This window comes from Mycobacterium rhizamassiliense, assembly GCF_900157375.1.
In the GTDB taxonomy this organism is placed as follows: Bacteria; Actinomycetota; Actinomycetes; order Mycobacteriales; family Mycobacteriaceae; genus Mycobacterium; species Mycobacterium rhizamassiliense.
The window spans coordinates 4,421,543-4,434,112 of sequence record NZ_LT721901.1 but is presented as its reverse complement, the minus strand read 5'-3'; the positions used below and the strand labels follow the sequence as shown (position 1 = coordinate 4,434,112).

Below are 12,570 nucleotides of genomic sequence, written 5' to 3'. Positions count from 1 at the left end.
TTCATGCCTACTCGTCGTCGTCGTCGCGCAGCGCCGCGTTGACCAGAGCGTCGAGGTCCATGTCGGCGATGTCCTTTTCGGTGGTCACCGCCGAGGCCTGAGTCGCGCCCTCGGACTCGCTTGCCAGCGCGAGCAGCAGTTCCAGCACACCGGCCTGGCGGAGTCGCTTGACCGGGATGGATCCCACCACCCGCTGAATGTCCGCCTCGCCGGGCGCGGCGGCGGGGGCCTGCTGCTCCGAGGTGCCGACCAGTTCGGAGTACATGTAGCCGGCCAGCGCCGCGGAGTTGGGGTAGTCGAAGATCAGCGTCGGCGAAAGGGGTAGCCCGGTGGCGGATTTCAGCCGGTTGCGCAACTCGACGGCGGTCAGCGAATCGAAGCCCAGTTCCTGGAACGCCCGGTCCGGATCAATGGCCTCGGGGCTCGAGCTGCCCAGCACCGTGGCGATGTTCGCGCGCACCAGATCCAGCAGCACCGCCTGCTGCTCGTCTTCGGGCAGTCCCTCGAGGCGTTGCAGCAGAGCCGATTTCGACTTCGCCGCGGCCAGCGAGTCGTCCACCTGACGCCGGGTCGGCGCGTTGATGAGGTCGACGAACATCGGCGGCAGGGTTCCGCTGTCGAACTTGACCCGCAGCGCCGCCAGGTCGATGTGGGCCGGCAGCATGAACGGCTCGTCGACGATCAGCGCGGTGTCCATCAGCTCCAGCGCCTCGCCAGAGGACATCGCGATAATTCCGTCGCGGCCGAAGCGGGCCCGGTCGGCGGCACCGAGCGCACCGGTCATGGCGCTGGCCGCATCCCACAGGCCCCATGCCAGGGATACCGCCGGGAGCCCCTGCCTGCGGCGGTGCACGGCCAACCCGTCCAGGAACGAGTTGGCGGCCGCGTAGTTGGCCTGGCCCGACGCCCCGGCCAGCCCGGCCATCGACGAGAACAGGACGAACGCCGAGACGTCGAGGTCGCGGGTCAGCTCGTGCAGGTTCCACGCCGCGTCGACCTTGGCGCGCAGCACGGAGTCGACGCGTTCGGGCGTCAGCGACGAGATCACCGCGTCGTCGAGCACACCGGCGGCGTGGATGACCCCGGACAGCGGCCGCTGCACCGGGATGTCGGCGAGCACCTTGGCCAGCGCCTCGCGGTCGGCGGCATCACAGGCCACCACCTGTACCTGCGCCCCGGCGGCCGACAGCTCGGTCATCAGCTCCGCGGCGCCCGGCGCATCCAGGCCGCGCCGACTCAGCAGCACCAGGTTTCGCGCGCCGTGGCGGGCCACCACGTGGCGCGCCAGCGCCGAACCCGCCATCCCGGTCGCGCCGGTGATCAGCACCGTGCCGGTCACCCAGGAGTCGGGCATGGTCATCACGACCTTGCCGACGTGGCGCGCCTGGCTCAGGTACCGCAACGCCGCCGGCGCACGACGCACGTCAAACCTGTTGACCGGCAACGGCTGTAGCACGTCGTCACCGAACAGCGCCGCCAGCTCGTCGAGCATCTGCTGGATGCGCTCGGGCCCGGCCTCGAACAGATCGAAGGCGCGGTAGCGCACACCGGCGTGGTCGCGTGCGACGACCTCGGCATCGCGGATGTCGGTCTTCCCCATCTCCAGGAACACCCCGCCGGGGGCAACCAGCCGCAGGGATGCGTCGACGAAATCACCCGACAACGAGTCGAGCACCACGTCCACACCACGCCCGCCGGTGGCAGCCCGGAACTTCTCCTCGAAGTCCAGGCTGCGCGAATCGCCGATGTGATCGTCGTCAAAGCCCATGGCCCGCAGGGTGTCCCACTTGCCGCGGCTGGCCGTCGCGAACACCTCCAGGCCGAAGTGACGCGCCAGCTGCACGGCCGCCATGCCCACACCGCCGGCGGCGGCGTGCACCAGCACCCGCTGTCCGGGCTTGACGGCCGCCAGGTCGGTCAGCGCGTAGCAGGCCGTGGCGAACACCACCGATGCCGTCGCGGCGGCGGTGTGCGACCAGCCGAGCGGCACCTTGGTCAGCAGTCGCTGGTCGGTGACGGCGATCGTCCCGGTTCCGTCCGGGAACAGGCCCATCACGCGGTCGCCAACGGCGAACCGCCCGTCGCCAGAGGCCGTTTCGATCACGACACCGGAAGCCTCGATGCCCATGATCGCCTCGGGATCGGGGTAGAGGCCCAGCGCGATCATCACGTCACGGAAGTTGGCGGCCAAGGCCGACACGGCGACCCGCACCCGACCCGGGCCCAGCGGCGCGTCGGCATCCGGAATCCGCTCCAGGCGCAGGTTCTCGATGGTGCCGTAGCTGCTCATGCCCAGTCGCCACGGTCCATCGTCGGGCGGCACCAACAGACCGCCGACTGCGCGGCTGCCGTGCACCCGCGCGATGTGCACGGTTCCATTGCGCAGCAACACCTGCGGCTCGCCGGGCGCCAACACCGCCGCTATCGCCTCGCCGTCGAGCGGCGCGTCGGTGTCGACGAGCACGATGCGGCCGGGATGCTCGGTCTGCGCCGAGCGCACCAGCCCCCACACCGCCGCGCCCGCCAGGTCGGTCACGTCCTCGCCCGGCAGCGCCATCGCGCCCCGGGTGGACACCACCAACGTTGCGGCGCGGTCGCGGGACAACCACGACTGCAGCACCGGCAGTACCGCGCGGGTGGCCGCATACACCTCGGTCACGACGTCGCCGGCCACCGGCGCCGACTCGAACAGCACCGCGGCAGCCTCGACGTCGTCGGATTCCGTTGCCCCCCAGGCGCTTACCGTTACCGGCTGCACGTCCGCCGCCGGCTGCGCGGACCAGATGACCTCGAAAAGCCGATCGGGACCCGAACTCGACACCGCGGCCAGTAGCTGCTGATCGGTCACCGGCCGGGCCACCATCGAGGCGACCGAGAGCACCGGCAGGCCCAAACCGTCGGCCAGCTCGATGGACACCGACGACGGGCTGACCGGCACGATACGGGCACGCACCGCCGCGGCACCCGCGGCGTGCAGCGAGACCTGTTGCCAGGAGAACGGCACCAGCATCGAGCCCGGCGGCAGCTCGTCGCTGTCCGAGGCCAGCATCACCGCGTGCAGTGCCGCGTCCAGCATCACGGGGTGAACCCCGAACCCGGACACCGAAACCCCGGCGTCAGCGGGCAGGGTCACCTCGGCGAACACCTCGTCGCCACGACGCCACATCGACGTCAGGCCGCGGAACGCCGGCCCGTAGTCGTATCCGCGCTCGGCCAGTTGCTCGTACCCGTCGCCGATATCGACCGGGACCGCTCCGACCGGCGGCCAGGCCGACAGATCGGTGCTCGGCTGGATCGACCCCGTGTTCAGCACGCCCTCGGCGTGCAACAGCCAGCCGGACCCCGCGTCGGCCCGCGAGAAGACGGACACCGCGCGGGTGCCCGAGTCGTCGGCACCGCCGACCACGACCTGGACGGCGACCGACCCGCCGGCGGGAAATACCAGTGGCGCCGCGAGGTTCAGCTCGTCGACGACTCCGCAGCCCACCTCGTCGCCGGCGCGGATCGCCAACTCGACAAATCCCGCACCCGGGAACAGCACGACGCCACCGACGGCGTGATCGTTCAACCAGCCCTGCGTGGCCGGTGACAACCGGCCGGTGAGCACCACACCGCCGGAAGCGGGTAGGTCCACTACGGCGCCGAGCAGAGCGTGTTCGCCGGCGGCCAGGCCCAGCCCGGCCGCATCGGCCGGCGCGCCGTCGCCGGAGAGCCAAAAGCGCCGCCGCTCAAAGGCATACGTGGGCAGCTCGATGAAGCTGGCCGTTCCGAGCGCCCCGCGCCAGTCGACGTCCATGCCGGCGACGAACCCACGCGCGAGGGCGTCGGTCAGGGCGAGGGGCTCCGGGCGGTCCTTGCGCAGCGCGGACATCGTCGTCACCGCCGCTGCCGACTCTTCGAAGGCCAGTAGCTCCTCGATGGACGCCGTCAGGCCGCTGCTCGGCCCGACCTCGAGGAACCGGCTGCCCCCGGCCGCGTGCACGAAGCGCACGCTGTCGGCGAATCGGACCGCCTCGCGAACGTGGCGCTTCCAATACGCCGCTGTCCCGAAGTCGTCCGCGGCCAGCTGCCCGGTCACGTTCGACACGACCGGGATGACCGGCTTGGCGACGGTGAGCCCGGCCGCCACCGTGCCGAATTCGTCGATCATCGCGTCCATCAACGGCGAGTGGAACGCGTGCGAGACCGCGAGCCGGTGCACGCGACGACCGTCGGCGCGCAGCCGATCCGCGATAGCCAGCACCGCGTCCTCGGTCCCCGAAATCACCACCGACGCCGGCCCGTTGACCGCGGCGATGCCCACCTGGTCTTGTTGGAAGGGCACCAGCAGCGGCCGCACCTCGTCTTCGGTGGCCTGGACGGCGACCATCGCGCCGCCCGAGGGCAGCGCCTGCATGAATCGGCCCCGGGCGGCCACCAGAACCGCGGCGTTCTTCAGCGACAGCACACCGGCGACGTGCGCGGCCGACAGCTCCCCGATCGAGTGGCCCAGCACGAAGTCGGGGTGCACACCCCAGGACTCGAGCAGCCGGAACAACGCAACCTCCACCGCGAACAGCGCGGGCTGCGCGAATTCGGTGGTGTGCAATAGGTTTTCGTCCTGGCCCCAGATGACGTCGCGCAGGGGCCGCAGCAGGTGCTGATCCAGCTCGGCCAGCACGGCGTCAAACGCCTCGGCGAACACCGGGTACGCGGCGTGCAATTCGCTTCCCATGCCGAGTAATTGGGAGCCCTGGCCCGGGAAGACGAAGACGGTCTTGCCGCCGGGGGTGGCCGTGCCGCGAATGACCGACCCGGCCAGGTCGTCTCCGGCCAGCTCGTCCAGCCCGCTCAGCAGGCTGTCGCGGCCGTCACCGACGAGGACCGCGCGATGCTCGAAGCTCGACCGGGCCGCCAACGACCAGCCGACGTCGGCGAGGGCCAGATCGTCGTGGGCGCGCAGGTATTCCGCCAGCCGCGCGGCCTGAGACCGCAACGACACCGCCGACTTCGCCGACAGCGGCCAGGGCGCAACCGGCACCGCCGGACGGTCCGCCACGGTCTCCGACCCGGCGGGTGGCGCCTCGACGATGACGTGCGCGTTGGTGCCGCTGATCCCGAACGAGGACACGCCCGCGCGGCGCAGGCCGCCCTGCGACGGCCAGGGGTGCGGCTCGGTCAGCAGCGACACCGACCCCATCGACCAATCCACATGCGGGCTGGGCTCGTCGACATGCAATGTCGCGGGCAGCATCTCGTGGCGCATCGACAGGACCATCTTGATCACGCCGGCGACACCGGCGGCCGCCTGCGTGTGACCGATGTTCGACTTGATCGAGCCCAGCCACAGCGGCTCGCTGCGTCCCTGCCCATAGGTCGCCAACAACGCCTGGGCCTCAATGGGATCGCCGAGGGTGGTTCCGGTGCCGTGGCCTTCGACCACGTCGACTTCGGTGGCGGACAGGCCGGCGTTGGCCAGCGCCGCGCGCACCACCCGCTGCTGCGACGGCCCGTTGGGGGCGGTCAACCCGTTGGACGCACCATCCTGGTTGATCGCCGAACCACGCACGACGGCCAGCACCGGGTGCCCGAGCCGCTGCGCGTCCGACAACCGCTCCACGACGAGCATGCCGCCGCCCTCGGAGAATCCCGTGCCGTCGGCCGCTCCGGCGTACGCCTTGCACCGTCCGTCCACCGACAATCCGCGCATGCGGCTGAATTCGACGAAGATGTCGGGTGTCGCGTTGACGGTGACACCGCCCGCCAGCGCCAGGTCGCATTCGCCCGAACGCAGCGACTGCGCCGCCATGTGCAGCGCCACCAACGACGACGAGCACGCCGTGTCCACCGACACGGCGGGGCCCTCCAGCCCCAGCACATACGAGATGCGGCCGGACGCGACGCTCGATGATTGGCCGGTCAGCCGGAAGCCCTCGGCCGCCGGCGGGGCGCCGATGCCGTAGCCCTGCGTGTACACCCCGGCGAACACACCGGTGGCGCTGCCGCGCAGGCTGCCGGGTTCAATCCCGGACCGCTCCAAGGCTTCCCACGACAGCTCCAGGAACATCCGCTGCTGCGGGTCCATCGCCAGCGCCTCGCTGGGCGCGATGCCGAAGAAGGCGGAGTCGAAGTCGGCGACACCGTCGACGAAGCCGCCGGTGCGGGTGTAGCACGAGCCGGGGACGTCGGGATCGGCGTTGTACAGCCCGGCCAGGTTCCAGCCGCGATCGCTCGGGAATTCGGTGAGCACGTCGCGGCCCTCGGTCAGCATGTTCCAGAGGTCTTCGGGAGAATTCACCCCGCCCGGGTAGCGGCACGACATGCCGACGATCACGATCGGATCGTCGTCGGTGACGCGAACGACGTTGACCTGCTTGACTTCCTGTGGCACCCCGGCCAGCTCGGTGCGCATGTAGGTGGCCAGGCCGTTGGGCGTCGGGTAATCGAAGATGAGGGTGGGTGAAAGGGCCAGTCCGGTGGCGGTTTTGAGCCGGTTACGCATTTCGACCGCAGTCAGCGAGTCAAAGCCCAACTCCTGGAACGCCTTGTCCGGGTCGATCGCCTCGGCGCTGATGTTGCCCAGCACGGTGGCGATGTGCGAGCGCACCAGGTCAAGCAGCACGGCGTGCTGCTCCGCCTCGGGCAGGCCCTGCAGGCGATGCGCCAGAGCGGATTTCGACTTGGCCGCCGCCAGCGAGTCGTCGACCCGGCGGCGGGTCGGTGCGTTGACCAGGTCGGTGAACATCGGCGGGATCGCCACCGCGTGGGCGCGCAGCGCACCCAGGTCGATGCGGGCGGGCGCCAGGAACGGTTCGTCCACGATCAGTGCGGTGTCGAACAATTCCATGGCCTCGTCCGAGGACAGCGCCAGGATGCCGTCGCGGCCCAGCCGCGCGCGACCGGCGTCGTCCAGTCCGCCGGTCATGTCACTGGCCTGGTCCCACAGCCCCCACGCCAGTGAGATCGCGGGCAGGCGGTTCGCCCGCCGGTGCGCCGCAAGCCCGTCGAGGAACGAGTTGGCCGCGCCGTAGTTGCCCTGGCCCGACGAGCCGATCAGCCCGGCCATCGACGAAAACATCACGAAGGCGGACAGATCCAGGTCGCGGGTCAGTTCGTGCAGGTTCCACGCCGCGTCGATCTTGGCCCGCAGCACCGCATCGATGCGCTCTGGCGTCAGCGATGTGACCGTCGCGTCGTCGAGCACGCCGGCGGCGTGGACGACACCCGACAGCGGCCCGCGCGCCGACGCCTCGGCGATCACCTGCGCCAGCGCATCGCGGTCGGCGGCGTCGCACGCGACCGCCCGCACCGTCGCACCGGCGGATTGCAACTCGGCGACGAGCTCGCTCGCGCCCGGCGCGTCCGGGCCGCGGCGGCTGAGCAGCAGCAGGTCCCGCACACCGTGGTGAGTCACCAGGTGGCGGGCCAACGTCGAGCCCGCCATGCCGGTGCCGCCGGTGATCAGCACGGTGCCGGATGCCAGCCCCGACGGCAGGGTCATCACGACCTTGCCGGTGTGGCGGGCCTGGCTCAGGTACCGCAACGCGGAGCGCCCGCGTCGCACGTCAAACGTGGTGACCGGCAATGGCTTCAGCACCCCGGCCTCGAACAGCCCGGCGAGCTCGATCATCCATTGGTGCATCCGGGGACGGCCGGGCTCGAAGAGGTCGAAGGCGCGGTAGCGCACACCGGAGTATTCCTGGGCCACCGCGTCGGGGTTGCGAATGTCGGTCTTGCCCATTTCCAGGAACCAGCCACCGGGGGCGACCAGTCGCAGTGAGGCGTCGACGAATTCGCCGGCCAGCGAGTCGAGCACCACGTCCATGCCGCGCCCGCCGGTGACCGTCCGGAACTTCTCCTCGAAGTCCAGGGTCCGCGAATCGCCGATGTGGTCGTCGTCAAAGCCCATGGCCCGCAGGGTGTCCCACTTGCCGCGGCTCGCGGTCGCGAACACCTCCAGGCCCAGGTGCCTGCCCAACTGCACGGCCGCCATGCCCACGCCGCCGGCCGCGGCATGCACCAACACCCGCTGTCCCGGCTTGACGTCGGCGAGGTGGATGAACGCCATGTATGCGGTGGTGAACACCGCCGAGATGCCTGCGGCTTCGGCGTAGGACCAATCGGCGGGCTTGTGCTGCAGCAGGCGCACATCGCCGGGCACCAGGGTGCCGCTGCCGTCGGGGAAGAAGCCGTATACCGAGTCGCCGACGGCGAATTCGGTGACGTCCGGGCCGACCTCGGTCACGACGCCGGCGCCCTCGCCGCCGAGCAGGGCCTCGTGGGTGAACATGCCCAGGGTGATCATGACATCGCGGAAGTTCGTCGCGATGGCGCGAAGCGCCACCCGAACCTGACCCGGCTCCAGGGCGGCGCCGGCGTTGGGAACCGGCTGCAGTTGCAGGTTTTCGAAGGTGCCCGCGGTGTCGATGCCCAGCCGCCAGGGTCCGTCGGCGGGCGGCGTCATGATGCCGTCGACCGCGCGGCTGCCGTGGACTCGCGCCGTGTAGACCTGGCCGCCGCGCAGCAACGCCTGGGGCTCACCAGCGGCCAGCACGGCCGCAATCGCGCTATCGTCAAGGGCCACATCGGAATCCACCAGCACGATGCGGCCGGGATGCTCGGTCTGCGCCGAGCGCACCAGCCCCCAGACCGCCGCGCCGGCCAAGTCGGTGACGTCCTCCCCCGCCAATCCCATTGCCCCGCGCGTCGCGACGACCAGCACGCCAGTGTCCTGCCCGGTGAGCCAGGACTGCACGGCGGCGAGTGCCCCGTGCGTGCGCTCATAGGATCCGGCGACCGCATCGTCTTCGGCCGCAGCGGATTCGAACAGCTCGTGCGCCGGGAGCGCGGCGGTGGCTGCGGCGGCCGGCGCGGGCGCCCACACGACCTCGAACAGCCGGTCCGGGCCGGAGCTCGAAACCGCAGCGCGCAGCTGCTGCTCGCTAACGGGACGGGCGACCATCGCCCGCACCGACAACACCGGCAATCCCAGGCCGTCGGCAAGCTCGATGGACACGCTCGACGGGCCGGCGGGCGCGAGGCGCGCACGTACCGCGGATGCGCCCGCGGCATGCAGCGACACGCCCTGCCACGAGAACGGCAGTACCACTTCGTCGGCCTGCCCGGCGGCGTGGGAGCCGATCACCAACGCGTGCATGGCCGCGTCGAGCAGGGCCGGGTGCACGCCGAAGCCGTTGACGCTCCCCGCCGCATCGGGCAGCCGCACCTCGGCGAACACGTCGTCGCCGCGCAGCCAGACCGCACTGAGCCCCTGGAACGCGGGGCCGTAGCCATACCCGCGCGCGGCCAACTGGTCGTAGCCGTCCGCGACGTCGGCCGCGATCGCTCCGGCCGGTGGCCACGCCGACAGTTCCGCGACGGGCTCGACCGATCCCGGGCTCAGGGCGCCCTCGGCGTGGCAGACCCAGCCGGGGCCGGAGTCGGCACGCGAGAAGATCGACACGCTGCGCTGGCCGGATTCCTCGGCGGGCCCCACCACGACCTGCACTGCGACCGATCCGGCCCCGGAATCCTTGGCGGGCAACATCAATGGCGCTTGCAACGTCAGTTCGTCGACGGTCGGGCAACCGACCTCGTCACCGGCGCGGATCGCCAACTCCACGAACCCGGAGCCGGGGAACACGACGACGCCGGAGACGGCGTGGTCGGCCAGCCAGCCCTGCGAGCCGGGTGACAACCGGCCCGTCAGCAGCACGCCGCCCGACGCCGGCAGTTCCACGACCGCGTTCAGCAGCGGGTGCCCGCTGGTTCCCAGGCCGAGGCCGCTGGCGTCGGCGACGATGGCCTCGCCGGACAGCCAAAACCGGCGGCGATCAAAGGCATACGTCGGCAGCTCGACGTACCCGCCGCCGTCCAGCGCGCCGCGCCAGTCGACGTTGACGCCCCCCACGAACGCGGTGGCGGCCGACGTGAGGAATCTGTCGAGCCCGCCGTCGTCGCGGCCCAGGGTGGGAACGACGATGGCCTCGCTGTCGCCCGTCGTGCAATCGTTCGCGGTGTCCTCGATCCCGGCGATCAACGCGGGATGCGGGCTGGATTCGATGAACGTGCGATAGCCGTGCTCACAGGCGCTGCGCACCGCCTGGTCGAACTGCACGGTCTGCCGAATATTGCGGTACCAGTATTCGGCGTTCAATCCCGCTGTGTCCAAACGGTTTCCGGTGACCGTCGAGAAGAACGCGGTGCGCGAGGACTGCGGCTCGATGCCGGCGAGAACCTCGGCGAGTTCGCCGCGGATCGCCTCGACCTCGACCGAGTGCGACGCGTAGTCCACGTCGATCCGGCGGGTGCGCAGCTCCAGGTCGGCGCAGAAGCCGACGAGTTCGTCGAGCGCCGCCCCGTCGCCGGACACGACGACGGCCGAACGGCCGTTGACGGCGGCGATGCTAACGCGATTGCCGTAGGGCGCCAACAACTCCCGGGCCCGCTCGGTGCTGCAGGCGATGGACAGCATGCCGCCGGGGCCGGCCAGCGACGTCAGCAGCTTGCTGCGCAGCGTCACCACCCGCGCGGCGTCGCGCAACGACAGCGCGCCGGCGACGTAGGCCGCGGCGATTTCGCCCTGCGAGTGGCCGATCACGGCATCCGGGCGCACCCCGAGTGACTTCCACAGCTCGGTCAGCGACACCATCACCGCAAACAGCACCGGCTGCACGACGTCGACGCGATCCAGGCCCGGTGCGTCGGGCGCGCCGCGCAGCACGTCGATCAGCGACCAGTCGACGAATTCCGCGAACGCCTCCGCGCACGCTTCCATCTGCTGCGCGAATGCCGGTGCGGTGTCGAGCAATTCGATGCCCATGCCCACCCACTGGGAGCCCTGACCGGGATACACGAACACGGTCTTGCCCGCGGGTGCGGCGGCGCCCCGGATCACCGAGGCGGTCAGCGCCTCGCCGGCCAGATCGTCCAGCCCGGCCAGCAGCCCGTCGCGATCGGGGGCGACCACCACCGCCCGGTGCTCGAAGTTCGTCCGGCCCGCCAGCGACCACGCGACGTCGGCGGCGTCCACATCGCCGTGGGCACGCACGTGCGCCGCCAGGCGAGCGGCCTGAGATGTCAAGGCGGAGTTCGACTTTGCTGACACCACCCACGGCAGCACCGCAGGCGCCGGGCCGGCTTCCTGGGGCTCGACTTCAGGGACGGACTCCACGATTATGTGCGCGTTGGTGCCGCTGATCCCGAACGAGGACACTCCCGCCCGGCGCGAGCGGCCGTCGGCGGCGGGCCACGGCCGCGCCTCGGTCAGCAACGACACCGATCCCGCCGACCAGTCCACGTGCGGGCTGGGCGCGTCGACATGCAGTGTCGCGGGCAAGGTTTCGTGGCGCATCGCCTGCACCATCTTGATCACGCCGGCGACGCCTGCGGCGGCCTGCGTGTGTCCCATGTTCGACTTGATCGACCCCAGCCACAGCGGCTCGGTCCGGTCCTGCCCGTAGGTCGCCAACAGCGCCTGGGCCTCGATCGGGTCGCCCAGCGTCGTCCCGGTGCCGTGGCCCTCGACGACGTCGACCTCGGTGGCGTTCAGTCCGGCGTTGGCCAGCGCCGCGCGCACCACGCGCTGTTGCGACGGGCCGTTGGGCGCGGTCAGCCCGTTGGACGCGCCGTCCTGGTTGACCGCCGAGCCGCGCACCAGCGCCAGCACCGGATGCCCGAGCCGTCGCGCGTCCGACAACCGCTCCACGACCAGCATGGCCCCGCCCTCGGACCAGCCGACCCCGTCGGCCGCCCCGGCGTAGGCCTTGCACCGGCCGTCGGGCGCGAGGCCGCGGTGCCGGCTGAACTCGATGAAGACGGTGGGAGTGGCGTTGACCGTCGCACCGCCGGCCAGCGCCAGGTCGCACTCGCCCGAACGCAGCGACTGCACCGCCATGTGCAATGCCACCAACGACGACGAGCAGGCCGTGTCCACCGACACGGCTGGGCCCTCCAAGCCCAGCACGTAGGAGACGCGGCCCGAGGCGACGCTGGAGGTCATGCCGGTGAGCCGGTAGCCCTCGATCTCCTCGGCGAGCATCCCGTAGCCCTGCACGATGAGCCCCGCGAAGACGCCGGTGGCGCTGCCGCGCAGCCCGCCGGGGTCGATGCCGCCCCGCTCCAGCGCCTCCCAGGACAGCTCCAGCAGCATCCGGTGCTGAGGGTCCATCGCCAGCGCCTCGCTGGGCGGGATACCGAAGAACGCCGGGTCGAAGTCCGCGACCCCGTCCACGAAGCCGCCGGTGCGGGCGTACGTCTTGTGCCGGGCGTCGGGGTCTGGGTCGAACAGCCCGCCCAGCTCCCAGCCACGATCGGCGGGAAACTCCGAAATCACATCGCGGCCGTCGGCCACCATCTGCCACAGGCCCTCGGGGGAGTCGACGCCGCCGGGGAACCGGCACGACATGCCGACGATCGCGATCGGCTCGCTGGACCGCTCCAGCAGCGCACGGTTGGTGCGCTTCAGGCGCTCAACCTGGACCAGCGCCTTTCGCAGCGCTTCGGTCGCGTGCTGGAGTTGATCCACCGTCTCTGCCCCTCGCCTAATTTTGGCCGTCTTCAGCTACCGGATGCCGAGTCACGGTAGTTGCT

At 71.0% G+C, this 12,570-nt stretch carries 1 protein-coding gene; it reads right to left on the bottom strand.

The window, feature by feature from the left end; translation table 11 throughout:
* Window positions 1–7: 7 nt before the first annotated feature.
* Window positions 8–12,505 (bottom strand): type I polyketide synthase, encoded by a 12,498-nt coding sequence (locus tag MRAB57_RS21345; RefSeq protein ID WP_077089111.1) that lies wholly within the window; start codon window positions 12,503–12,505, stop codon window positions 8–10.
* Between the last annotated feature and the right edge of the window lie 65 nt (window positions 12,506–12,570).